Annotated in this window: 19 protein-coding genes; 18 read left to right on the top strand and 1 reads right to left on the bottom strand. The window is 68.8% G+C overall.

What is annotated here, in order from left to right; translation table 11 throughout:
* Positions 1–8: 8 nt before the first annotated feature.
* The 11 genes from CSW64_RS17560 to CSW64_RS17510 all read left to right on the top strand — a co-directional run bounded on the left by CSW64_RS17560 (position 9) and on the right by CSW64_RS17510 (position 16,750).
* Positions 9–1,103: an AraC family transcriptional regulator gene (locus tag CSW64_RS17560; RefSeq protein WP_099623313.1), complete on the top strand. Its 1,095-nt coding sequence runs from the start codon at positions 9–11 to the stop codon at positions 1,101–1,103.
* 87 nt (positions 1,104–1,190) lie between these two features.
* A complete protein-coding gene (locus tag CSW64_RS17555; protein WP_099623312.1) occupies positions 1,191–2,873 on the top strand; it encodes a serine hydrolase domain-containing protein in 1,683 nt (560 codons plus the stop codon).
* A 69-nt stretch (positions 2,874–2,942) separates the two neighbouring features.
* Positions 2,943–4,127: a serine hydrolase domain-containing protein gene (locus tag CSW64_RS17550; RefSeq protein ID WP_150131447.1), complete on the top strand. Its 1,185-nt coding sequence runs from the start codon at positions 2,943–2,945 to the stop codon at positions 4,125–4,127.
* Between the two features lie 130 nt (positions 4,128–4,257).
* Positions 4,258–4,788, top strand: coding sequence for an RNA polymerase sigma factor (locus CSW64_RS17545; RefSeq protein ID WP_216361202.1), 531 nt, complete (start codon positions 4,258–4,260; stop codon positions 4,786–4,788).
* The gene (locus tag CSW64_RS17540) at positions 4,785–5,840 is read left to right on the top strand and encodes a FecR family protein (protein WP_099623309.1); all 1,056 of its coding nucleotides are present in this window, start codon (positions 4,785–4,787) and stop codon (positions 5,838–5,840) included. Before CSW64_RS17545 ends, CSW64_RS17540 begins: the two co-directional genes overlap by 4 nt.
* Before the next feature lie 151 nt (positions 5,841–5,991).
* A complete protein-coding gene (locus CSW64_RS17535; RefSeq protein ID WP_245863753.1) occupies positions 5,992–9,129 on the top strand; it encodes a TonB-dependent receptor in 3,138 nt (1,045 codons plus the stop codon).
* A 174-nt stretch (positions 9,130–9,303) separates the two neighbouring features.
* Entirely contained in the window at positions 9,304–9,813 is a 510-nt protein-coding gene (locus CSW64_RS17530; protein ID WP_099623307.1) for an RNA polymerase sigma factor, read from the top strand.
* Positions 9,810–10,853, top strand: coding sequence for a FecR domain-containing protein (locus tag CSW64_RS17525; protein ID WP_099623306.1), 1,044 nt, complete (start codon positions 9,810–9,812; stop codon positions 10,851–10,853). Before CSW64_RS17530 ends, CSW64_RS17525 begins: the two co-directional genes overlap by 4 nt.
* 74 nt (positions 10,854–10,927) lie before the next feature.
* The gene (locus CSW64_RS17520; protein WP_245863752.1) at positions 10,928–14,224 is read left to right on the top strand and encodes a TonB-dependent receptor; all 3,297 of its coding nucleotides are present in this window, start codon (positions 10,928–10,930) and stop codon (positions 14,222–14,224) included.
* A gap of 203 nt (positions 14,225–14,427) precedes the next feature.
* Positions 14,428–15,405 carry an acyl-CoA thioester hydrolase/BAAT C-terminal domain-containing protein gene (locus tag CSW64_RS17515; protein WP_099623305.1) on the top strand — a complete coding sequence of 326 codons (978 nt, stop codon included), beginning with the start codon at positions 14,428–14,430 and terminating at the stop codon, positions 15,403–15,405.
* Positions 15,406–15,511: 106 nt separating this feature from the next.
* Entirely contained in the window at positions 15,512–16,750 is a 1,239-nt protein-coding gene (locus CSW64_RS17510) for a glycosyltransferase (protein WP_099623304.1), read from the top strand.
* Here the strand turns inward: CSW64_RS17510 and CSW64_RS17505 are convergent.
* The gene (locus tag CSW64_RS17505) at positions 16,747–17,391 is read right to left on the bottom strand and encodes a TetR/AcrR family transcriptional regulator (protein WP_099623303.1); all 645 of its coding nucleotides are present in this window, start codon (positions 17,389–17,391) and stop codon (positions 16,747–16,749) included. The genes CSW64_RS17510 and CSW64_RS17505 overlap by 4 nt on opposite strands.
* A 114-nt stretch (positions 17,392–17,505) precedes the next feature.
* Between CSW64_RS17505 and CSW64_RS17500 the strand changes: the two genes are divergently transcribed.
* From CSW64_RS17500 to CSW64_RS17470, 7 genes are all read left to right on the top strand, one after another.
* On the top strand, positions 17,506–18,339 hold the full coding sequence (locus CSW64_RS17500) for a phytanoyl-CoA dioxygenase family protein (protein WP_099623302.1): 834 nt from the start codon (positions 17,506–17,508) through the stop codon (positions 18,337–18,339).
* A gap of 14 nt (positions 18,340–18,353) precedes the next feature.
* Positions 18,354–18,767, top strand: a complete 414-nt coding sequence (locus CSW64_RS17495) for a RidA family protein (RefSeq protein WP_099623301.1) — start codon at positions 18,354–18,356, stop codon at positions 18,765–18,767.
* Between the two features lie 73 nt (positions 18,768–18,840).
* Positions 18,841–19,449, top strand: coding sequence for a TetR/AcrR family transcriptional regulator (locus CSW64_RS17490; RefSeq protein WP_099623300.1), 609 nt, complete (start codon positions 18,841–18,843; stop codon positions 19,447–19,449).
* Between the two features lie 107 nt (positions 19,450–19,556).
* Positions 19,557–21,179: an amidohydrolase gene (locus tag CSW64_RS17485; RefSeq protein WP_099623299.1), complete on the top strand. Its 1,623-nt coding sequence runs from the start codon at positions 19,557–19,559 to the stop codon at positions 21,177–21,179.
* The gene (locus CSW64_RS17480; protein WP_099623298.1) at positions 21,176–22,273 is read left to right on the top strand and encodes a DUF2817 domain-containing protein; all 1,098 of its coding nucleotides are present in this window, start codon (positions 21,176–21,178) and stop codon (positions 22,271–22,273) included. Before CSW64_RS17485 ends, CSW64_RS17480 begins: the two co-directional genes overlap by 4 nt.
* A complete protein-coding gene (locus tag CSW64_RS17475) occupies positions 22,270–23,445 on the top strand; it encodes a mandelate racemase/muconate lactonizing enzyme family protein (RefSeq protein WP_099623297.1) in 1,176 nt (391 codons plus the stop codon). Before CSW64_RS17480 ends, CSW64_RS17475 begins: the two co-directional genes overlap by 4 nt.
* A 156-nt stretch (positions 23,446–23,601) precedes the next feature.
* Positions 23,602–25,302 (top strand): ShlB/FhaC/HecB family hemolysin secretion/activation protein, encoded by a 1,701-nt coding sequence (locus CSW64_RS17470; protein ID WP_245863751.1) that lies wholly within the window; start codon positions 23,602–23,604, stop codon positions 25,300–25,302.
* Positions 25,303–25,325 lie beyond the last annotated feature (23 nt).

The raw sequence follows: 25,325 nt of genomic DNA, 5'->3' as shown, positions 1-25,325 counted from the left end.
TCGCGGGCATGTCGGCGGCGATGCTCCTGAGCGGCTTTAGCCTCGTCGCCGCCTGCATCTGCCTGATCCTGGCCGGCTTCCTGCTGGCGGCGCGGTCGAGGATCGCGCTGAGCAATCGGATGCTGGCCGGCTTTCTGATCCTGACCGCCGCCGACCTGAGCGGCTGGTTCATCGACGCCAACGATCTGCTGCCGATCAAGGCGTCGGTGTTCCGGTTCAGCCTCGCCTACCTGCAGATGCCCTTCTTCCTGGGCTACTTCGCGGCGGTCTGCCGAGCGGACTTCGCGCTGCGCATGAGCTGGCTCTGGCATGCGCTGCCGTTCCTGGCCGCCACGCTGCTGCTGACGCCGCGCATCTATACGGGACAGCTCGACGCTGGGGCGGTGATTGGCAGCCCCGAGTTCCAGGTCGCCCGAGCCGGCCTGGCGGTGCAGTACTACGCCTACATCGCCGCGATCGTCGTGTTGCTTCTGAGGGTTCGGAGCGCCTTCGCCGACCGTTATGTCGGCGTCAGTTCCAAGGCCCTCAACTGGCTGACGCAGCTCCTGGTCTCGTCCTTGCTCGCCCAGCCGCTAGGCGTCGCGAAGCGGCTGGCCCTGGCCGGCCCTGCGCAGGCCGTCGCCGACTGGGCCCAACTGGCCGTCGCGACCTACGCTCTTGGGGTGATGATCTGGATCACCTTCAAGGCCCTGCTCGAACCAGACTTGTTTCGCGTCGCCGACTCCCGACTGCGACAAGCCTCCGGCGGCGCCGACGGCGAGACCGATGCGCGCTTGTCCCGCCTGAACGCGGTCATGGAGCGCGACCAGCCGCACCTTGATCCTGGACTGAACCTGGAGGGTCTGGCGGCGCGCTTGGCGCTGACACCCCGGGAGCTGTCCGAACTGATCAACCGCGAGTTCGGTGTTCGTTTCTTCGACTTCGTGAACCGTTACCGTGTCGACGTCGCCGCCGGTCTGCTGGCGGAGGGGGGAAGGAAGGGCATGCTACAGGTCCTTCACGAAGCCGGCTTCAGCTCGAAGTCCTCGTTCAACGCCGCCTTCCTGAAACACCGCGGCATGACCCCCAGCGCCTTTCGGGCGCAGCAGCGACGTGAAGCCTGAACGCAAAGACGACCGACTTCGCGAAGTCGGTCGAGGGCGTGTGGAAGAGGGGCCATCCCAGGGTCTTCACTATTCGAGGGCTCTTCCATGTTCGCTTCCACCCGTCGCGGCGCGCTGATCGGCGCCCTGTCCGCCTTCAGTCTGGCTCCCGGGGCGGCGGGAGCCAGCGGCGATCCCCGCGTGGAGGCGACGAACCGGCTGCTCGCGCCCTGGGCGACAATGGACCAGCCGGGCGTCGCCGTCGCCGCCTCCCTGGATGGACGGACGGTCTATTCGAGGGGACACGGTCTCGCCGATCTGGAGCAGGGGACCGCCATCGCTCCGGCCACTGTGTTCCGGGCCGCCTCGGTGTCGAAGCAGTTCACCGCCTTCGCCCTGATGCTGCTGGTCGCGGAGGGGCGCGCGTCGCTGGACGACCCGCTGAGTCGCCACATCCCGGAGACCGCCGCGCTCGGCGCAGACCTGCGGCTGCACCACCTGGTCCGGCACACCGGCGGCGTGCGAGACGAGATTCTGATGCAGATGGCGGGCTGGGGGGCGGAGGACCCGGTCACCGACGAACAGGCCGAGCGGCTGTTCCTCCGTCAGCGCGGCCTGAACTTCTCGCCGGGATCGCGCTTCCAGTACACTAACGGCGGCTACTTCCTGCTGGCCAGGATCGTCGAGCGGCTGTCGGGCCAGTCGCTGGCGGCCTTCTGCAAGGCGCGGATCTTCGACCCGCTCGACATGGCCGACACACGGTTCGAGGACGACCCGGAACGGATCACGCCCCGTCGCGCCGAGGGCTATCGCAAGAGCCGCGACGGCCTTCGGCGCGCTGGCGTTACAGGCTCGATCACGGGTCCGACGGGGCTGCTGACCACGACCAGCGATCTGCTGCGCTGGGCGGCCAACTTCGAGACCGGCGCGATCGGCGGACCGAAGGTCATGAGGCTGATGGCCGAGCGGGAGAGCGTTGGCGGCGCGGCGCACCACTACGCCGGCGGCCAGGAACGCCACGTTTATCGCGGACTGGAAACCTGGAGCCACGGCGGCCGGGAGGCGGGCTACCGCGCCTTCCTGTTGCGAGCGCCCAGCCGGCGGTTTTCCGTCGCGGTGCTCAGCAACCGCTCGGATTTCGACATGGCCAAGACCGCCTACGACATGGCCGACATCTGGCTGGCCGAGGGCTTGGAGCCGGCGAGGGTTTCGACGCCGGTCGCCGCGCCGGATCGCCGGCGGCTGGACGCCTTGACCGGTGACTACGAGCTGTTTCCCGGGATCATCCTGTCGGTGACGGCGGGGGGCGATGGCCTGTCCTGGCGGATGCGCGGGGCGAAGGGCAGCGAGCGCCTCCAGGCCCTGTCGGACGGCGCCTTCCTGCTCGACCCGAAGACAGACGTTCGGCTGGAGTTCGCTCCGCCGGTCGCCGGACGGGCGCCGGGCCTCAAGTATCGGCTCGGCATGAACGGCTCGCTCGACGCTCCGCGCATCGTCCTCCAGCCATTCGAAGCCGGCCTGGTCGACCTGGCCGCCTATGTCGGCGGTTACGAGAGCGACGAGCTCGATACGGCCTATCGTCTCTTCCTGAAGGACGGGCGGCTCGTCGCCCGGCATCCGCGGCTGAGCGACCTGCCGCTGACGCCCTATCAGCCCGACGTCTTCGCCTCGCCTCAGGCCTTCTTCGGTCGGGCTGTCTTCACGCGCAGCCCGGATGGCGTGGTCGACGGCATGGTCGTGTCGGGCGCGGTCGCGGAAGGTGTGCGCTTCGTCCGTACCGGCGGCGGCTGACGCGGGCCGTTGCCTTCACCGCCGGACCCCCTCAGTGTCTGCGTCGTCGAAGGTGCGTGCGAGGGGCGAGTGTCTGGATCGCGTGAAGGGTTCGGTCGCTGGCCGCTCGGGGCGGCGGCGATTGCGGCGGCGCTGGTCGCCGCGACATCGGCCTGGGCGGGCGCGAGCCCCGCCGAGCTCGATCGCCGGATGGCCCGGGAGGCGCCGGGCCTGCTCAAGGACGGGAGACTCGGCGGAATCGGGATCGCGGTGATCCGCGACGGGCGGGTGGCCTGGACCGGCTACTACGGTCGGCAGAGCCCCGATGCGGCGACCACGGAACGGACGGTCTTCAACACCGCCTCGATCGCCAAGACGGTGACGGCGGAGACCTTGATCGCCCTGGCCGTGGCCGGTCGGATCGACCTCGACGAACCGATCGCCGGCTACGTCCGCAACCCAGACCTGGAGGGCGATCCCCGCTACCGCAAGCTCACCCCGCGCCTCCTGCTGTCGCACCGGTCGGGTCTGCGCAACTGGCCGGACGACTATGACGACGGCAAGCTGGCCTTCGACTGGGAGCCCGGGACCCGCTACCGCTACTCGGGCGCGGGGATCGAGCTGGCCGCCCGCTACGCCCAGGCCAAGACCGGCAAGTCGCTGCGGGCGCTCGCGGCCGAGACGCTGCTCACGCCGATGGGCGTGAAGGAGATGGCCGTCGGCGAGCTGCCCGCCTGGACCGACGGGCGGCTGGCGCTGCCGGTGAACAGCGAGGGCGCCTTCGTCTCGATCGACAGCCTCTATCCAGGTCTGAAGGAGGGGAGCGGCGTTGGGGCCGCCTACGACCTGATCACTACTGCGCCGGCCTATGCGACCTTCCTGTCGAAAGTGATCGCCGCGCGCGAGCCACGGACGGCGGCGCTGCGGGAGACGATCCTGACCGACCTCGACGGCGACGCGATCTACGGCTGTCCGCGCAAGCTGGTCGCCCGCTGCCCCGACGCCTACGGCTACGCCCTGGGCTGGCAGGTTCACCGCTATGGCGATCACCAGGTGCTGCAGCACACCGGCAACGACGAGGGCCAGACCGACCTCGTCTACTTTTCGCCGGATGGTCGCGACGGGGCGGTCATCTTCGTCAACGGGGCCAACGGCTGGGCGGCGATCACGCGAGTGGTCGAGCTGATTGGGGACGAGCCGCTGATGGCGGCCTACTACCGCGGCCTGGTCCAGGCGCTGTTCGGGGCGCCGCCGCCGAAGCCGGACGGGGATTGAAGAGAGGCGCGTCCATGGTTTTCGTTCGGGCGCGCATGGGGTGTCGGCGGTTCGCGGACTCTAGCTTCTTGGGGGCGCTCCTGTTCGTTCGACGGCGGGCGGATGCGCCGATGCGAGTCTGGAGCGTCTGATGTCGCCGCCTAGGATGCCGATCGCCGCGCCGCAGCCGGATGATCTGAGCGGCTGGGTGGCGCGCTATGAGCCGGCGCTGCGGCGCTATTTCCAGCGCAAGGTCGGGACCAGCGACGCCGACGACCTGGTCCAGGAGGTGTTCATGAGCCTCCAAGTGCGCAGCGGATCCGAGGCGCCGATCGAGAACATCGAGGGCTACATCTTCCGCACGGCGGCCAACGTCGTGGCGCGGCGACATCGGCGGCGGACCTGGGACTGGAGCGAGCATGATCCGCTCGACGGGGTTCACGATCCCGGCGACGAGGTCTCGCCCGAGCGGGTGTTGCTGGACAAGGAAGCCCTGGCCCGAGTGCTGGCGGCGATGCAGGCCCTCCCGCCCCGCTGCAGCGAAGCCTTCATGCTGCACCGCTTCGAAGAGATGACCTACGCCGCGATCGCCGTTCGGATGCGGATATCCAAGAAGGCGGTCGAGCATCTGATCCAACGCGCCCTGCGGCGTATTTCGTTGAGCCTGGACCCGGACCTATGACCCGCTACAGACCGGACCCAGAAGAGACCCTAGGCGATCCGCGCGACATCGCCGCCGGCTGGTTCGCGCGCCGTCGTTCCGGCGACCTGACCGAGGCGGACGAGGCGGCGCTGCAGACCTGGCTCGAGGCCGCGCCGGCGCACCGCAGAGCCTATGACTCGATGCGGCTGGCCTGGGCCGGCGCGGGAGCCCTACGCACCGACCCTCAGGTTCTGGCGCTGCGCGAGCGCTGGGCGGGGCCCGCCGCGCGCCGCCGGTCCGCCTTCGGGCCGATCGCCGCCGCCGTACTGGCCGCCGCTTGCCTGGCGACGGCCGGCGGCGTCGGCTGGACGGTGTGGAGCGGGCCGCATCCGCTGAAGGACCAGTCGTTCCAGACGGCCGTCGGCGAACAGTCGACAGTGACGCTGCCGGACGGCTCGGAGCTGATCCTGGGCACCGACAGCGTCGTTCGCACGCGGGCGGATCGGGAACAGCGGCTGGTCTACCTCGAGCGGGGGCAAGCCTATTTCAAGGTCGCCCACGATCCGACGCGTCCGTTCGTGGTCGCCGCCGGCGGCAAGACGGTCACCGCCCTGGGCACGGCCTTCGAGGTCCGGCTGGACAGCGGTCAGGTCAAGGTGACCCTCGTCGAGGGACGGGTGCGGGTCGAGACGCCGCTGCCGCCGCCGGTGCATCCGGGCGATCGCCCCGCCGCCAGGGCCGCCGGCGTCAGCGTGGCCAGCGCCCAGACGGTCGACATGAGCGCCGGCTCGCAGCTCGTCGCGCCGCCTCAGGCCGAATGGCGGGTGACGGCGGCCAACGTGGTGGTGGAGACCAGCTGGACCCGCGGCCAGCTGATCTTCGACGACGCCGCCCTGGCGACGGTGGTCGAGGAGCTGAACCGCTACTCCGACAAGAAGATCGTCATCGATGACAAGGCCGTCGAGAAGGCCCGGATCAGCGGCGTCTTCAGGCCCGGCCAGGTCGACAGTTTCGTGCGGACGATCGAGGCCTACCGCATCGCCCGGGCCGACGACGCGACAGCCGAAGCGGTGCACCTGCGCGCCTACTAACAAAGATGTCGATATTTTTCGAGGCGAGTATGGGGCGTCCCGGAAAAGTCGGCTCCTAGAACAATAGGGGGCGACGACAGCTCCCAGACATACGGGGGAGCGAAACATGCCGTCGAGGCAAAGAACGTTACAGAACCGTCTTCTGGCCGGCGTGGCCGCGCTGGCCGTCATCACCTGCGCCGGGGGCGCCTATGCTCAGGATCGGGCGATCCAGATCGCGCCTCAGCCGCTCAGCGCGGCGCTGAACCAGTTCGGGGCCCAGAGCGGGCAGCAGATCATCTTCACCCCGACCCTGGCGGCCTCGAAGCGGACCCAGGGCGTCACCCGCACGGGCGACGTGGAGACCTCGCTGCGGCAGCTGCTGCAGGGCACCGGCCTGACCTACCGGCGCACGCCGGACGCCTTCATGATCATCGAGGGCGGAGGCGCATCCGACCCCCAGTCCGACGGCGCCCCGAGCGCCGAAAGCGCGACCGTTGAAGAGCTGATCGTCACCGCCCAGAAGAAGGAGGAGTCGATCCAGACCGTGCCGATCGCGGTCTCGGCCTTCTCGGCGGAATCCCTCGACGAGCGGAAGATCGAAGGCGGCGCCGAGCTGCTGCGGGCGGTTCCGAACGTCAACTTCTCGAAGGCCAACTTCAGCGGCTACAACTTCTCGATCCGCGGGATCGGCACCAAGGCGGTGTCGGCGGGCAGCGATCCGGCTGTCGCGGTCAGCTTCAACAACACCCCGCTGATCCGGAACCGGCTGTTCGAGTCCGAGTTCTTCGACGTCCAGCGGGTCGAGGTTCTGCGCGGGCCGCAGGGGACGCTGTACGGCCGCAACGCCACCGGCGGCGTGGTCAACATGCTGCCGGCCATGCCGACGGACACGTTCGAGGGCCAGGTCCGCGGTGAAGTCGGCAACTACGAGACCCGTCGTCTCGGCGGCTTCATCAACGTCCCGATCGGCGACACCTTCGCGGTGCGCCTGTCGGGCGCGATGACCCAGCGGGACGGCTTCGACTACAACTCGGTCACCCAGAAGAACGTCAACGGGCGCGACCTGTGGTCCATCCGCGGCGTCGCCGAATGGGAGCCGACCGACCGCTTCAAGGCCAACTTCATCTGGCAGCATTTCGAGGAGGACGACACCCGCTCGCGGACGGGCAAGCAGCTCTGCACGAACGACCCCGGTCCGAGGACGCTGGGCGGCCAGCCCGTCTCGACCTACCTCGGGGGGCGCCTGAGCCAGGGCTGCCTTCCGGGATCGCTGTACGACGACGCGGCCTACGGCGTGACCAACGGAGCCAGCTTCGCCCACGTCTACCTGGCCACCAACATCGGCTACGGCATGCGGTCCGACGGTTCTTTTGTTCCGGCCATCAGCACCGGGGTCGATCCCTATGGGGGGCTGACGCAATCCCGCAACCTGCGTGAGATCGCCACCGCCTACGACCCGGTCTTCCGCGCCAAGAACGACGTCTACCAGTTGAATCTGGAGTGGGAGATCGCCGACGGCCTGACGCTGGTCTCGCAGACGGCCTACGCCAAGGACGACTACTATTCGTCCCAGGACTACAACCGCTTCAACTCCAACCCGATCTTCAACGACTCGGTCGGCGTCCTGGATGTCTGGGGCAATCCGATGCCGGGACCGGGACCGACGCCTGGCGGCGTCTTCACCGATCCCCAGCTCGGACCATCGAACAAGATGCTGTCCGTGGACATCAGCCAGTCCGACAACCGGCAATGGTCACAGGAGTTCCGCCTCCAGTCGTCCTTCGACGGCGCGTTCAATTTCAACGTCGGCGTCAACTACCTCGATTTCAAGTCGCAGGACGACTACTATGTCTTCAACAACGTTTTCAGTCTGTTGGCCCTGTACTTCTACAATAGAGACGGGGCCGCCGAAGGCATCGCCACCGCGCCTTGCCCTCCTGGCACGACGGATCGCGAGTGCATCTATGTCGACCCCAATCCGCTGAACAAGATCGACGGTCAGGGGCACAACTACTTCCGCAGCATGAACCTGGTCAGCACCAAGTCCTACGCCGTGTTCGGCGAGGGCTACTGGCGGCTGTCGGACGCGCTGAAGTTCACCGCGGGCCTGCGCTACACGCTCGATAGAAAGGTGGCGACGCCGGTGCCGAGCCAGCTGCTGCTGGCCAAGGGGCCGTCGTCGGGTGGCAACGTCAACAGCGGCTATCCCAAGGGCCAGGACATCAAGCAGGAGTGGGGCCGCTTCAGCGGTCGGCTGGTGCTCGACTGGACCCCGAACGAGGACACGCTGGTCTATGCCTCGTTCGCCCGCGGCTACAAGGGCGGCGGGGCCAACCCGCCGCGCGTCGATATCGATCCCAGCGTGGTGCAGTACCTGCCGCTGCCGGAAACCTTCAGGCCGGAGTACGTCAACGCCTTCGAGATCGGGGCCAAGAACACCCTGCTCGACGGCAAGCTGCGGCTGAACGCGACGGCCTTCTACTACGACTACAGCGACTATCAGGTCTCCCAGATCGTCGACCGCATCTCGCTGAACGAGAACTTCGACGCCACGACCTGGGGGCTGGAGCTGGAGGCGGTCTGGCGGCCGACGCGCAACTTCCAGCTCGACGGCAACCTGGGCTACCTGAAGACGCGGATCGGCAAGGGCGCCCAATCGATCGACGTCATGAACCGCACCCAGGGCGATCCGGACTGGATGGTGGTGCGTCCCTGGCTGCAGGTGCCCTCGAACTGCATCGCGCCGCGCCGGCATGTCGAGCGTATCGCGACCATGTTCTACGGCGACGATCTCAACATCCTGGCGCTTCTGGCCCTGTGTAATGGATCCGAGCGGACGGGCAGCTTCATGCCCGGCGGGCCCGGGCGCGACTGGGGGCTGTTCTACGGCATCCGGTACGACCCGATGACGGAGGCGCCGAACGGCGGCCGCGGCTTCGCCCAGGACCTGGAAGGCAACGAACTGCCCAACGCGCCCAACTGGACGATGAACCTGGGCGCCCAGTACACCTTCGTCTTCGACGAATGGGACCTCACCCTGCGCGGGGACTACTACCGCCAGAGCGAGAGCTACGCCCGGGTCTACAACACCGAGTACGACCGGCTGAAGGCCTGGGACAACGTCAACCTGTCGCTGACCCTGCGCAAGCCGTCGGCCGACCTGATGTTCCAGGTCTATGTGAAGAACGCCTTCGACAAGACGCCGATCACCGACACCTTCACCAACAGCGACGACACCGGTCTGACGGCCAACGTCTTCACCCTCGATCCGCGGATCATCGGCGTGAACCTGACCAAGGGCTTCTAACCCTCTTTCCTCGATCCTGACGTCCCGGGCGAGCTCAGCCTCTCCGCCCGGGACCCTTACGGCGACGGAGTCCCTCCCGTCGCCGTTTCTTTTTTGTCGGCGGTCAAGTGTAGAGTTCGAGGCCTCGCGCGTCTTATCCTGAGCATGGGCGCGCCACGGGAACAGCTTCGAGTGATGGACGGCCGTCAGGACGCGGCATTGGTGGAACTGAGCCGGTTCTACCGGCCCGCCCTCATGGCCTTCTTCCAGCGCCGTCTGCGCAACCACGCCGAGGCGGAGGATCTGACCCAGGAGGTCCTGGCGCGGCTGGTCTCGATGCCGGCCGACCAGATGGACAACGCCAACGCCTACATCTTCCAGATCGCCGCCAACCTGCTGCGCGACCGCGGCCGGCGCGAGAAGGTGAGGGCGGACTATCGGTTCGGCGTTCTGGCGGTGGAGGACAACGGCGTCGAGGCGCTCGATCCGGGGCGGGTCCTGGCCGGGCGCGAGGCCCTTGGCCAGGTGGCCGCCGTCCTGCGCGATCTGCCCGAACGGACCCGGACGATCTTCATCCTGTATCGGGTGGAGGCCATGAAGAAGCGCGATATCGCCCAGAGCTACGGAATATCGGTCAGCGCCGTGGACAAGCATCTGATGAGAGCCATGGCCCTGATGATCGAACGACTGGGAGGCCGGCCGTGAGCGGTCTCGATGATCTGGACGCGCCGGGCGCGCAGGGCGCGGCGGCCTGGTGCCTGCTGCTGGCCGAGCGGCTGCTGTCGGCGGAGGAGCAGGCCCGGTTCGAGGCCTGGCTGGCGGCGGATCCCGCCCACGCGGCGCAGTTCGACGACGCCGTGATGCTGTGGCGGGCCGTGGGCGAGCAGGCTTCCGAGCCGGAGATGATCGTCCTGCGCGGCGCTGCGCTGGACAGCCTGCGCCGGGCCAACCGGATGCGCTGGGCCCGCGACTGGGGCCGCCGCCCGCGCATCGCCGGCGCCATCGCAGCCGTGCTGGTCGCGGCGGTGGCGCTGGGAGTCTGGCAGGTGAACGCGCCGCGTGTCTACGAGACCGACATCGGCGAGCGGCAGGTGGCGGTGCTGTCCGACGGCTCGAAGCTGTCCCTGGACGCCGACACCCGGGTCAAGGTGCGCTACGCAGGTGATCGCCGCGCGCTGACCCTGGTGCGCGGACGGGCGCTGTTCTCGGTGGCCAAGGATCCGAAGCGGCCGTTCACCGTCGCGGCCGACGGCAAGGTCGTCCGGGCCACGGGTACGGAGTTCAGCGTCGAGCGTCTGGGCGGCCAGGTGCGGGTGATCCTCTACGAGGGCAGGGTGGCCGTCCTGGCCGATCAGGTCCGCGGGGCCCCGCAACCGGTCCGCCTCGGGCTGGAGCGGAAACCAGCCGAACAGGCGCTCAGGCCCGGCGGCGAGCTGGTCCTCTCGGCGGGCGAGCCGGCGGCCCTAATCGCCAACGCGGACATGGGCCGGTCCCTCGCCTGGGAGGGCGGGCAGCTGGTCTTCTCCGACGAGCCGCTGTCGCGCGCGGTGGAGCGGATGAACCGCTACGCCGACCAGCCGATCGCCCTGGCCGACGCCGAGGTCGGCGGGGTGCTGATCAACGGCGTATTCACGGCTGGCGACACCGAGGCCTTCGTCGAAGGCGTCACCGCGGTCTTTCCGGTGCGGGCGCGTCACGGGCCGGACGGGGTGACTCTCGCATATTATCGTTCATCGACCCGGTGAATGATTTGCGGGGCGGTGCGTCTTAACCCCCAGAGCACCCGGATAAACAGGGTGCGGATCAGTTGGGGGAGACGATGCTGACCAAGACCAAGCGACGGGCCGCGCTGTGCGGTTCGGCGGCCATGATGACGCTGGCCGCCCTGACCGCGCCGACCGCGGTGGTGGCCCAGACCGCGACCTACGCCTTCGACCTGCCGGCCCAGGACCTGGCCGCCGCCCTGCGCGCCTTCGGCCATGCCGCCCGCCAGCAGGTGGTGTTCGACGGTCAGGTCACGCAGGGCAAGCGCAGCGCGCCGGTGGTGGGGACCTTCACCGCCGACGAAGGCCTGCGGAAGCTCCTGGAGGGCACCGGCCTGACCGCGCGTCGCGGCGCGAGCGGGGTGTTGATGGTGAGCGACCCCCAGTCCGACGGCGCCCCGAGCGCCGAAGCCGCGGTCGTCGATGAGCTGATCGTCACCGCCCAGAAGAAGGAGGAGTCGATCCAGGACGTGCCGATCGCCGTGTCGGCCTTCTCGGCCCAGGCCCTGGACGACAAGAAGATCGAGGGCGGCGCCGAGCTGCTCCGCGGCGTGCCCAACGTCAACTTCTCCAAGGCCAACTTCAGCATGTACAACTTCTCGATCCGCGGGATCGGGACCAAGGCCGTGTCGGCCAGCAGCGATCCGGCCGTGGCGATCAGCTTCAACAACACGCCGCTGATCCGGAACCGGCTGTTCGAGCAGGAGTTCCTCGACGTCGAGCGGATCGAGGTGCTGCGCGGGCCGCAGGGCACGTTGTACGGCCGCAACGCCACCGCCGGCGTGGTGAACATGATCCCCAGGCTGCCGGGATCCGAGCTCGAGGCCATGATGAAGGCCGAACTGGGCAACTTCGGAACCGGCCGGCTGAGCGGCATGGTCAACATCCCGCTGGGCGACACCCTGGCCATCCGGGCCGCCGGCGCGCTGACCAAGCGGGACGGCTTCGACTACAACACCTTCACCAAGCGGGACGTGAACAACCGCGACCTGTGGTCCACGCGCCTGTCGGCGAAATGGGACCCGGTCGACTGGTTCAGCGCCAACGTCATCTGGGAGCATTTCGAGGAGGACGACGAGCGCTCGCGGACCGGCAAGCAGCTCTGCACCCGCGACCCGGGGCCGGAGAAGATCGGCAACATCGCGATCACCGACCCGGTCACGCGCGGCCGGATGAGCCAGGGCTGTCTGCCCGGTTCGTTGTACAAGGACGAGGCCTTCGGCGTGCCCAACGGCAACAGCCTGGTCTATCTGCTGCTGCCGAGCTCCATCGGCCTGGGCTTCGAGCCCCCGCTGCCCTCGAGACCCACCCGGGTTGGGCCCGAGGTCACGATCACCAAGTCGGGGGATCCGTTCGCGGGAGTCGTTCAGTCGCGTAACCTGCGTGAGATATCGACCAGCTACGATCCCAAGTTCCGCGCCGAGAACGACGTGGCGCAGTTGAATCTCCGGTTCGACGTCGCTGAAGGCCTGACGCTGATCTCGCAGACGGCCTACGCGCGGGACAACTACTATTCGTCGCAGGACTACAACCGGTTCGTCAGCGTGCCGCTGTTCAACGATTCTACGCGGCAGATGGTCACCGGCGACCGCCGGCCGATCGACACGGTGCGCTATCCGGGTCCGACGCCAAAGGGCGTCTATTGCGACCCGCAACTCGGCTGTTCGGATCGCATGATCTCGGCCGACATCAGCCAGTCGCGTAATCGCCAGTGGTCGCAGGAGCTGCGCCTGCAGTCGTCCTTCGCGGGGCCGGTTAACTTCAGCGTCGGCGCCAACTACATCGATTTCAAGTCGCAGGACGACTACTACGTCTTCAACAACATGTTCACGCTGCTCGCCGAGTGGTGGTACAGCAGGGCGCCGGGGCTGAATGCGCTTCTGCCGTGTGAATTGGGCGTCGAGACGCGTGAATGCGTCTACGTCGACCCAAATCCGATGGGAAAGCTCAACAAGCAAGGGCACAACTACTTCCTGAGCCAGAACGGAGTCCGGATCAAATCCTCGGCGATCTTCGGGGAGCTCTACTGGGATGTCGCCGATGACCTGAAGCTGACGGCCGGCCTTCGCTATACGCAGGATCGGAAGATCTCGACCCAGGTTCCGAGCCAGCTGCTGCTCGGCGGCGGGACGCAGACCGCCTATCCAGGCAGCGTCACCGGCGGGAAGACCAACAGCGGCTATCCGGCTTTGCCGGACATCAAGCAGAGCTGGGGCGAGGTCACCGGTCGGCTCGTGCTCGACTGGAAGCCGGTCCTGAGCTTCACCGACGACACTCTGGTCTACGCCTCGGTCTCTCGCGGCTACAAGGGCGGGGGCACCAATCCGCCGCGCGTCGATTTCGACGAGAAGGTGGTTCAGTACCTTCCGCTGCCCGAGACCTTTCGGCCGGAGTATGTCAACGCCTTCGAGATCGGCACGAAGAACAGTTTCGACAACGGGCGTCTGTCGCTGAACGCCACCGCGTTCGTCTACGACTACAAGGACTATCAGGTCTCCCAGATCGTCGATCGCATCGCCTTCAACGAGAACTTCGACACCATCAACTGGGGCCTGGAGTTCGAGGCGGTCTGGCGTCCGACCCGTGCTTTCCGCCTCGACGGCAACCTCGGCTATCTCAAGACGCGCCTGAAGAAGGGTTCGCAGTCGATCGACGTGATGAACCGCACTCAGGGCAACCCGGACTGGGTCGTGTTGCGCCCCTGGATCCAGGTGCCGTCCAACTGCGTCGCGCCCCGCGTCCTGGTCGAGCGGATCATGTCGGGCGGTCCTGCGGGGCTTCGCCAACTGGCGCTGTCCACCCTGTGCCCGGGGTCGAACCGCATGGGCACCTTCAACCCGGCGATCTCCACGAACGGCCCGGCCTTTCACGCGCTCTACGGCTTCACCTACGACTTCAGCGCACCCTACGATCCGAGCAAGATCGGGCTGAACATCGCCCAGGGCGGCAGCGGGGCGCCTAACGGCGGTCGCGGGTTCGCAGCTGATCTGACCGACAACGAGCTGCCGAACTCGCCCAACTGGACGATGAACCTCGGCGCCCAGTACACCTTCTTCATCAACGATGGGGACTGGGAGCTGACCTTCCGCGGCGACTACTACCGCCAGTCGGAAAGCTACGCCCGCATCTACAACACCGAGTTCGACCGGCTGAAGGCCTGGGACAACGTCAACGTCGCCGTGACGCTGACCAAGCCCGCGTCCGATGTGACCTTCCAGCTCTATGTGAAGAACGTCTTCGACAAGACGCCGATCACCGACACCTTCATCAACAGCGACGACACCGGCCTGACCACGAACGTCTTCACCCTGGATCCGCGGATCGTGGGCGTCAGCGTCATGGGCCGGTTCTAGCGCGGCCTTTCCTTCCTCAGTGTCCCGAGTCCCGGGCGGGTCCAGCTTCCCCGGCCCGGGTTCCCTCGAGCGGCGACGGAGTCCCTCCCGTCGCCGCTCATTCTTTTTGACGAAGGGAGTGCTGGTTGGCGCGGTCGTAAGGGGCGCTTGTTTGCAATGAACTTTGTGATACAAAGTTCTTCATCGCAACAGGGGGCTTCAAGATGCGCTTCGCTTCCATCGCCGTTCTCGCCATCCCCGCCGCGCTCGCCGGGCCCGTCATGGCTCAACCCGTCGCCGAGCCCGCTCCGGCCGCCGCGGCGTCGACGCCGGCGGCGGCCACGCCTCGGCCGCCGACCACCAAGGTTCGCGAGGAGGGCCTGGTCGCGGACTACTTCGCGGCCGAACCGAGCCAGGCGAAGCGTGGCTCGGTCATCGTCCTGGGCGGGTCCGAGGGCGGGCTTGTCTCCTCCCGAGGCATCGCCCGGCAACTGGCGGCCCAGGGGTTCGACGCCATCGCGGTCTCCTACTTCGGCGAGGCTGGGCAGCCCCCGCGGCTGGACCTGATCCCGATCGAGACGGTCGGTCGGGCCCGGGCCTGGCTGGAGGCTCGACCGGGGCATGGCGGCCGGATCGGCGTCGTGGGGGTGTCGAAGGGGGCGGAGCTGGCCCTGCTGGTCGCCAGCCGCGATCCCCGTATCCAGGCGGTCGCCGTCGGCGTTCCATCCCACGTGCTCTGGCAGGGCATCGACATGACCGGCGGTCCGACCGGATCGTCCTGGACTGCCGAGGGAAAGCCGCTCGCCTATGTCCCCTATGACCTGAGCCAGGGGTTCCAGGGGGTGCACAAGCTCTATGTCGACAGTCTCAAGAGCGCCAAGCCAGAGGCGGAGATTGCGGTCGAGCGGATCGCCGGCCCGGTCCTGATGATCTCCGACTCCTCCGACCGTCTGTGGCCCTCGGCCGAGATGGCCGGGAAGGTCGAGGCCCGGCTCAAGGCCAGGGGCTTCAGGCATCCGGTGGTCAATCTGGTCTACAAGGACGCGGGCCACATGCCCTTCGGTCCGCCGGTGCGGCGGGACGCGTCCTGGCTGCAGCAGGCCCTGTTCTTCGGGGGGACGGCCGACGGCGTCGTCGCGGCGCGGGCCGACAGCTGGCCGCGGGTGGTCGACTTTCTGGCCAAGGCCTTGGCCGCCGAGTGATCGCCGCCTGACCACCATCTGGGGACGAAGCTTTTTTGTTCAAGAATTGGCAGGCCGCGATTTGTGCGCAGAGTCTGGCGTCTTCATCCGGAAGGGGAGGGCGCCCATGCGCTTGCTGCTGTCGACTTTTGGATCACGCGGCGATGTCGAGCCGATGGCGGGGTTGGCGGCGGCGCTGCGCGCTCTCGGCGTCGAGCCGGTGGTCTGCGCCCCGCCGGATCCGGAGTTCGCGGTCCTGCTGGACCGCGCCGGAGCCATCCCGGCGCCGGCCTTCACGCCGATCCGCCAATGGGTGGCCAGCGCCCTGGCCAACGACCCGCCCATGGACCTGCGTGACCGCGCGGCTCAGGTTCTGACGGCGCAGTTCGAGGCGATCTCAAAGGCCGCCGAGGGCTGTGACGCCGTGCTGGCCGCCGGCCTGTTCCCATCCACGGCCGCCGCACAATGCGTGGCCGAGCAACGCGGTCTGCCGTACGTCTATGCCGTCTACTGCCCGGTCTTCCTGCCGTCGGAACATCATCGGCCGTTCCCCTATCCGGGACATCCGGTTCCGGCCGAGATCGTCGACAACCGCATGCTGTGGGCGCGGGACGTGCGCACGATGAACGCGGTGTTCGGCGAGGCCTTCAACGCCCTGCGATCATCGATCGGCCTTCCACCGACGGACAATGTCCGCGACCAGGTCTTCACCGATCGGCCGTGGTTGGCTTCGGACCCGGTCCTCAGTCCCTGGCGGCCGACGGGCTTGCGCGACGCGGTGCAGACCGGGGCCTGGATCCTGCCGGACGAAAGGCCCTTGCCATCCGACCTCGAGGTCTTCCTGAGCGCCGGGGCTCCGCCGGTCTATGTGGGTTTCGGCAGCATGCCGATGCAGCCGCTGCGGGAGGCGGGCCTGGCCGCGGTCGCGGCGATCCGGGCTCGGGGAGGACGTGTTCTGCTCTCCCACGGCTGGGCCGAGCTGGCGCTCGACGACGATCGCGACGACGCGTTCGCGGTCGGCGAGGTGAACCAGCAGGCGCTGTTCCGCCGCGTCGCCGCCGTCCTGCATCATGGCGGAGCGGGGACCACGACCACGGCCGCGCGGGCCGGCGCGCCGCAGTTGATCGTCCCGCAGATCGCCGACCAGCCCTACTTCGCAGGGCGTGTCGCCGCGCTGGGCGCCGGCGTCGCGCACGACGGGGCGGCGGCCACGGTTGAATCCCTGACGGCGGCGCTCGACAAGGTGCTTGCGCGCGAGACGGGCTCGGCCGCCGCCGTGCTGGCGGATCAGGTCCGTCCCGACGGCGCCGCCGTCGCCGCCCGGATGCTGGTCGATCGGGTCGCGGGGAGCCGGGCGAGCGGCTAGCGAGCCGGCGGCGCGACCAGAGTCTGCATGGCGTCGAGCAGGGCCTGGATCCGGCTCGGCGTGAACCGCTCCGGCTCGATCGGCAGCATCATCATCCAGCCGTCGCCGATCGCTCCGAGGTGGTCGGCGAGCAGGTCGGCCGGGATGTCGTCTCGAACGGTCCCCTCGGACTGAGCCTGGGCCAGCATCTCGGCGAGCACCTGGCGATAGCGGGCGTACCGGCGCTGGTAGATGGCGGCCAGCGCCGGTTCGTGCCGGGCGTGGGCCAGCAGCTGGAAACCGGCGAGCCAGGCGTCGGAGTCCTCGGCCTCGGCCCAGTCCAGCCATCGCCTGAAGCCGGTCCGCAGGTCGAGCCGTCGCCCCAGGCCCAGCGTCAGATCGAACTGGTCGAACAGGTTCTCGGCCACGGCCGCGACCATCGCCTCGCGGCTATCGAAATAGTAGGTCACCGCCCCGGTCGTGCAGCCGGCGTGCTGGGCGACCTTGCGTAGCGAGGCGCCGGCCAGACCTTCTCGCGCGATCACCGACACCGCCGCTCTCAACAGCTCGGTCCGCCGCGCATCGCGGTCTCCGATAGGGCGGCCGCGACCCCGAGCCGGGGGCTCGGCTGCGATTTCGGGCGGGGCGTGGTCGTCGGGCATGCGCCGGAGGATAGCGTGTTCGGGCGATCCGGTAATTATTATAACAACTGTTGTCATAAATGAATTGCAGCGCTAGCGTGCCTCCCGTCAAACGACGAAAGGGAGGATGCACCCATGCAAGACGCCGTGCGGAAAGCGTTCCTGGAGGACGGAGCCGTCGTCATCAAAGGCTGTCTGAACGAGGCGCAGCTGGCGCAATGCCGAGCCGCCTTCGACTGGGCGGTCGACAACCCCGGCCCCCACGCCACCAAGATGTACAAGGACACCGGGCAGCGGTCGCACGTCGACAACTGCAACCCGCTCGCCAAGCCCAGGCTGGACGAGCTCGTCGCCTCGCTGCCGTTCGGCGCGCTGTTCGCCGACATCTGGGGCTCGGCAAACGCCTGGTATTTCGCGGAGGAGATCTTCCTCAAGGAGGGCGGCGTCGGTGCGCGAACGCTCTGGCACCAGGACACCTCCTATCTGCCCTGGGCGGGCCTGCACTGGGGCAACGCCTGGATCAGCTTCGAGTCCGTGCCCAAGCAGAACGCGCTGGAGATCGTCCGCGGCTCGCACCGGGGGCCGCAGTATGACGGAACCACCTTCGTCGACCCCAACGATCCGACCGACCCGCTGCACGGCGGCGACGTCTGGCCGCGGCTCCCCGACGTCGAGGCCGAGCGCAGGGTGAATCCCGGAGCGCACGACATCCTGTCCTGGGCGACCGAGCCGGGCGACGTGCTGCTGCTGCATCCGGGTTCGCTGCATGGCGGGGCGCCGGTCGACGCGGCCTTCCCGGATCGGCACACCCTGGTGCTGCGGTTCTTCGGCGACGACGCGACCTACCGCCCGCTGCCGGACGAGAGCCGGTCAGGCTATCAGCGGACCGGCGTCCTCTTCCGCGAGGAGATGGAGGCGCTGACGCCGGGCGCGCCGTTCCGCTCGCCTGTCTTCCGTCAGGTCGCGTGAGGGGAGGGCGGACCATGGTCCAGGACAACCGTCGGCGGGCCGTCATCCCGCCGGCCGCCCAGGCGATGTACGACGCCTATCACTTCGCCCCGGCCACGCGCGTGGGCGACATGATCTGGGTCTCCGGCCAGGTTGGCGTCGACGCGGCGATGAAGCCCGGCAAGGACATGGAGGAGCAGGCGACCCTCGCCTTCCAGGCGCTGGCGGCCGTCCTCGAGGCGGCCGGGGCGAGCCTGGCGGACGTGGTCGAGCTGATGACCTTCCACACCGACCTGCGAGGCGAGATGGCGGCCTTCGCCAAGGTCAAGGACGCCTGGTTTCCCGACCGCTATCCGTCCTGGACGGCGGTCGGCGTGACCCAGCTGGCGGCGCCCGAGTTCCGGGTGGAGGTGCGGGCCGTCGCGGTGGCGGGCTGCGGCGGGGTGTGACAAGGAAGGGTCCGGGCGAAGGCCCGGGCCCTTTTCGTTTGTCCAACGCCGGGCGGTCGCCGTAGATCGGCGCATGAGCTCGAAGCAGAATGAGCGTCCCGGCGCGAAGACCCGCGGCGTCGAACGCCTCGTCGAGGCGGCGCAGGCGCTTCTGGCCGAGACGGGCGTCGAGGGCGTCAACTCGAACGCCGTCGTGGCGCGGGCCAGCGTTACGCCGCCGACCTTCTATCACTACTTCCCGAACAAGCATGCGCTGCTGCGCGAGCTGGGCGAGCGGATGCTGAGCGCGCAGAGCGCGGCCCTTCGCACCGACACCGGGCGCCGCGTGCAGACGCCGTCCGACCTGCGCGGCATCTGCCGCGACATGCTGAGCGAGTCCCTGCGGATGAGCCGGGCCTTCACCGGCGGCTATGAGCTTCTGGTCGCTCTGCGCGCGATTCCCGAATTGCGCGACGTCCGGCTGCGCCACCAGGAGCGCATGGCCGTCCTGCTGGTCGACTATTTCACCGAGCAGGGTCTGGCGGGCGATGGCGATCGGGCGGCGCTGATGGTCCGCGCCGGACTGGCTCTCCACCTGGGATACGCGGCCGTCGAGATGCTGTTCGAGACCGGCTTCGCCAACGAGGCGGAGGTCCTGGACCGCACCGCTGAGGCTCTGGCCGGCGCGCTCGACCTCTTCTGACGGGATTTGGCCCCGGGATCGATCGGCGAACGCTTGCGAATTTAGTAATTACTATATAGCGATGTCCGAGGCGGCCGCGGCGAGGCCGCGCGGGGAGACGGACCGTCGTGACGACCTCCTACCTGTTCCATGGCGGGCCGATCCTGACGATGGCCGACGGGGCCTCGCGCGCCGAGGCCCTGCTCACCGCCGGCGACCGCATCGCCTTCGTCGGCGGGCTCGACGACGCCCGCGACCAGGCGCGGCGGGCGGGCGGCGCGCTTCAGGAAATCGACCTTGGAGGCGAGGCGCTCCTGCCGGGCTTCATCGACGCTCACCTTCATCCGCTGCCGATGATGTTCTTCGCCGCCAACGCGGACCTGGAGAGCGCGACGTCGTTGGCGGAGGTCCGGACCCGGCTCGAGGTCCTGGCGCCCCGGCTGACCGAGGGGGAATGGCTCATCGGCGTCCAGTTCGAGTCCAAGCGCCTGGCCTCGGCCGAGCGGCTGGACCGGGCGAAGCTGGACGCCTGGTTCCCTGAGCGGCCGACGCTGATCTACACGCGTGACGGCCATGCCGTGATCGTCAACTCGGCGGCGTTGGCCGCGGCGAACATCGGCGAGGACGCGGAAGCGCCGGCCGGCGGCACGCTGGGCCGCGACGGAGACGGACGGCTGGACGGGATTTTTTACGAAGGGGCGACCGGTCTGCCGCTGGCCGGCATGCCCGGCCCCGACCCCGCGCGGATGTTCGAGGCCGGCCGCCGGTGCTTCGCGGCGCTGGCCGCGAGCGGCATCACCTCGATCGGGGCGATGATGCAGAGCGACGAGGAGGGGCCCGGCGGCGCCTCCGCGCGGATGGAAAGCCTGGTCGTCCAGATGATCCGGGACCAGATGCCGCAATCCATCTACGCCATCGTCATCGGCAAGACGCTGGACGGCGTCCGGGCGGTGGCGGCCTCGCCGTTGAACGATCCCGCCAACCGCACCCGGGCGCGGGCGATCAAGATCTTCGCCGACGGCACGTTCGGCTCCTGCACGGCCTGCATGAGCGAGCCTTACGCCGACAAGAGCTGCACGCACGGCTACATGACCCTGCCGGACGACGAGATCTATCGGCGCATGGAGGCGGCGCATCTGGCCGGCTACCAGATCTGCATCCATGCGATCGGCGACCGGGGCATCGCCAACTGCGTGCGGCTGTTTGAGCGGCTGCTGGCCGAGCATCCCAGGGACGACCATCGTCACCGGATCGAGCACGCCTCGATCGCCGATCCCTTCCTCATCGCGCGGATCGCCCGGCTCGGCCTGCAGATCTGCACCCAGCCGCTGTTCATCCGCTCGGAGAAGGACTGGCTGCCGACGCGACTGGGGTCGGAGCGGACGCGGCACGTCTATCCGTTCCGCAACTTCCTCGCCGCGGGCATCCCGCTGGCCGGCTCGTCGGACGCGCCGATCGAGCATCCCGACGTGATCGCGGCCATCGACTATGCGGTCAATCGCGGCGGCTTCCACCCGGAGCAGGGCGTGACGCCCGAGCAGGCGGTGGCGATGTTCACCCGAAACGCGGCCTTCATCCAGTTCGAGGAGGCCGAGAAGGGGACGCTGGAAGTCGGCAAGGTCGCCGACCTGGTGGTCCTGAGCGCCAGCCCCCTGGATGTCCCGCCCGACCGCCTCGGCGAGATCCGGGTGCGGCGCACGATGATCGCCGGCGCCTTCGTGTCGGCGGACGAACGGGCTGGAAGAGCATGACCTGCTATTCGGAAGATTACCGCGCGGCGCGGACGCGCCTGCTGGCGGCGGCTCAGGCGGCCGGCGGCTGGACCCACGAGGCCGTCGCCCATCCCGTGGCGGGCGCGGACGGCGAGCCGATCTACATGGACGTCCTGTGGCGCGGGCCGGAGGCGGCGAGCCGCGTCCTGACGATCTCCAGCGGCACGCACGGCGTCGAGGGTTTCTGCGGCTCGGCCCTGCAACTGCAACTGGTCGAGGACGCGCCGGTCTTGCCGCCCGACACGGCCCTGATGCTGGTCCACGCCGTCAACCCTTACGGCTTCTCACATCTGCGGCGGGTCAACGAGGACAACGTCGACCTCAACCGGAACTTCGTCGACTTCACGGGCGGCGCGCCGGAGAACGACGCCTACGCCGCGATCGACGCGTTGCTGAATCCCGCCGAACTGCCCGACGGCGCGATGGCCGGCATCGCCGCCGAGCTGGAGCGTCTGCGTGCGGAGATGGACTATCTGAACTTCCTGAAGGCCGTTTCGGGCGGCCAGTACGCCTTTCCGCGCGGCATCCAGTACGGCGGCGCCGGGCCCGTCTGGTCGCGCCGGACGGTGGAGGCCCTCTGGGCGCGGCGGCTCGCCAATCGCCGCGTCGTGGTCCAGATCGATCTGCACAGCGGGCTCGGAGCGTCCGGCGTCGGCATGCTGATGATGGCGGCCAACGACGACGAACCGCACAAAGCCCTGACCGCCGACTGGTTCGGCCCGATGTTCGTGACCCCGCGGCCGCTGTCCCGCGCCGACACGATCCTCGGCGGCTACATGAACGAAGCGATGGAGACGCGGCTGCCCGGCGTCCGCGTCGTGCCCATGACCCTCGAGTACGGCACCGAAGCGGGCGACGTCGTGCTCGGCGCTATGATCGAGGACAACTGGCTGGTCCATCACGGCGACCTCGCCGGCGAGCGGGGCCAGGACATCAAGGCGCGGCTGCTGCGCGCCTTCTACCCCACCGATCCGACCTGGCGCGCCGCCGTCCTGGAGCGCGGCCGTCAGGTCTTCGCCCAGGCCCTGGCCGGCCTTGGCGCCGCCGATCTCGAGGAAAGGCTGACCGGATGAGCACGCGCGACCCGATCGTCCGCATCGACCTGTATCCGCTACATGTGCCGTTCCGCGAGGAGGTCCGCGCCGCGTTGCAGGGGGGCAGCGGCAAGGTGGCCATGAGCCTGAACGTCGACGACCACTGGCTGGGCGGCGACTTCCTGATCTGCCGGATGACCACCGAGGGCGGCGTCTCCGGGATCGGCGAGGCCTTCGTCTGGCTGGTCGAGAGCGGCGTCTCGCCGATGCTGATGGCCGACCTCATCCGCGACCACCTGGCGCGCTTCGTCCTGGGCCGTTCGGCCTTCGACATCGAGGCCATCAACGCCCGGTTCGACGACAACGTGGCCCGCAACGAGATGGCCAAGGGCGTGCTCGACCTGGCGCTGCACGACCTGGCCGCGCGCAGCATCGGACGGCCTGTGCACGACCTCTGCGGCGGACGTCAGATCGATAAGGTCCCGCTGTGCATGGTGCTGCCGCTGGCGCCGGTGGAGATCGTCTGCGCTCTGGCCCGGCAAGGCTTGGCGATGGGGGTCCGCGCCTTCCGCTGCAAGCTCGGCGACGGGATCGTCCAGGACGTGGCGATCATGGCGGCGATGCGCGAACTGGTCGGGCCGGAGGTCGCGCTGCGGGTCGACTACAACCAGGCGTACGGGCCGAACCAGGCCCTGGCGGCGCTCGAGGCGATCGCGCCCTACGGGATCGACTTCGCCGAACAGCCCGTCCGCGCCGACGACTTCGCCGGGATGGCCCGGTTGCAGTCCCAGACCCGCATCCCGCTGATGGCCCACGAGGGCGCCTTCGGTCTGCGCGACATCTATGCTCTTGCCGAGATGGGCGCGGTGCGGACCTTCGGCCTCAACGCCGAGCGGCCGGGCGGCATGAGCCGCGCGCTGAAGGCGATCGACTATGCGGCGGCGCGCGGCCTGGACGTCGTCCTGCACAACCAGCCGTCGGGGATCGGCAGCGCCATCGTCCTGCACATGCACTCGGCCCGCGCGCGCGACATCCGTCATGCGACGGAGCTGCAGGGCCACATCATGCTGGAGGACGACCTCATCCTGGATCGCATCGTCTACGAGGACGGGTTCGGTCATGTGCCGACGGGACCCGGCTGGGGCGTGGAGCTGGATGACGCCGCCGTCGACCGCTACCTCACACACAGGCCGATCAGCATCACGGCCTAGGCGTCTGGGCGGGCGGGTCGCGGTTGAGCGGGGCGATTGCTTCGAAGTCTTCCATTCGTGAACCGCTGTTATATACAACCGCCATGCGTCATTGTGACGGATGAGCCGGGGGGCCGGCTCGCGGCCGGAGGGGCGGGCTTGCAGGTCTTGTTGAGGATGTCTCGCGCCATCGGGGCCGCGGGCGTGATGGCGTGTATCGGCGTCAGCCTGTTCGTCGCTGGTTCGGCGTCCGCCCAGGTCGCGCTGCCGTCGCGCCAGGAGCTGGACCCGGCCAACGCCGCGCCGATCGCCGCCGCGCCGCGGGGGGAGCTGTTCAAGGGCGTGGAGGCGGGAGCCTGCGCCTTCCGGGACAGCGACATCAAGGTCACGCTGACGTCGGTGGCGTTCCAGGGCGTGACCTCGGGCCGTCTGGCGATCTCGGACGAGGCCCTGGCGTCGACCTATGCCGAGTTCCTGGGCCGCGAGGCCCCGCTGAGCGTGATCTGCGACATCCGCGACCGGGTCGCGAGCCTGTATCTGCGGCGCGGGGTGCTGGCCAGCGTCGTCATCCCCGAGCAGCAGGTGACGGGCGGGCGCCTGACCCTGGCGGTGGTCGAGGCGCGGATCGCTTCGGTCAACTATCACGGCGACGCCGGTCCGGCTCAGAAGCAGGTCGCCCGCTTCCTCGACAACCTGCGCGGTCTGGCGCCGTTCGACCTCAACGTCGCCCAGCGCTACCTGCTGCTGGCGTCCGACGTGCCGGGCGCCCGCATCCAGTCGGCGCTGCGACCCTCGGCGGCGGGGGACGGCGCGCTCGACCTCGAGATCGCCATCTCCCGCGACGCGATCGACGGCTCGATCGTGGCCCAGAACCACGGCTCGAAGACCGTCGGCCGCGACCTGACCCTGGCGCGTCTCGACCTCAACGGCTTCACGCCGTTCGGGGACCGGACCTCCATCCTCGCCTACGGCACGCTGTCCAGCGACGAACAGCGCGTGATCCAGGCGGCCGAGCGGTTCTACCTGGGCGGCCAGGGCCTGACGGTCGATCTGTCGGGGTCCTGGGGCTGGACCAAGCCGGGCGACTTCCTCGGGCCGCTGGAGCTCGAGGGCGAGTCGTTCGCCGGCAGCATCCGCCTGACCTATCCGCTGGTCCGTCATCGCCGACACAACCTCAACATGGGCATGGGGCTGGACTGGATCGACCAGAAGGTCGAGTTCGGCGGCGGCATGGCCACGCTGACCGAGGATCATCTGCGGGTGTTCTTCGCGCGCCTGGACGGTCACTACGCCCCGGCGAGCCTGGCGGCCAACTCGGTGGCCCTGACCGGCGTCGTGGAGGTGAGGCAAGGTCTCAGCGACCTCGGCGCGAGCCGCCGCGGCGACCCCGCCGCGTCCCGCTTCCTGGCCAAGCCGGACGCCACCGTGGTGCGGGCCGAGGGCGAGATCGGCGGACGTCTGGCCGGTCCGCTGGTCGGCAAGCTGAACCTCGCCTGGCAGCATACCAGCGACCCCCTGCTGTCCTACGAGGAGTACGGAGTCGGCAACCTGACGATCGGACGCGGCTATGACCCGTCGTCGGCGTCCGGCGACCGGGCGGTTTCAGCCTCGGTCGAGTTCACCACCGTTCCGTTCCCGCTGTTCGGCGGACGCGGCGCCTGGCGGCCCTACGCCTTCTACGACGGCGCCCAACTGACCAATCTCGGGATCGGCGCCGGCAAGCGCAGCCTCAGTTCGGCCGGCGTCGGCCTGCGGGCGCAGCTGACCTCGCGCGTCGCGGTCGACCTGGCCTGGGCCAAGCCGTTCGATGATCCCTACGGGGCCGGCGCGGCGCCGCCCTCGCGCGTGCTGATCTCGTTGTCCGCCGTCCTGTTCTAATCCGTTGAAGTTCCCCGGAGCGT

Source organism: Caulobacter mirabilis (assembly GCF_002749615.1).
Classification (GTDB): domain Bacteria; phylum Pseudomonadota; class Alphaproteobacteria; order Caulobacterales; family Caulobacteraceae; genus Caulobacter; species Caulobacter mirabilis.
This window is presented reverse-complemented; position numbering and strand designations above follow the sequence as displayed.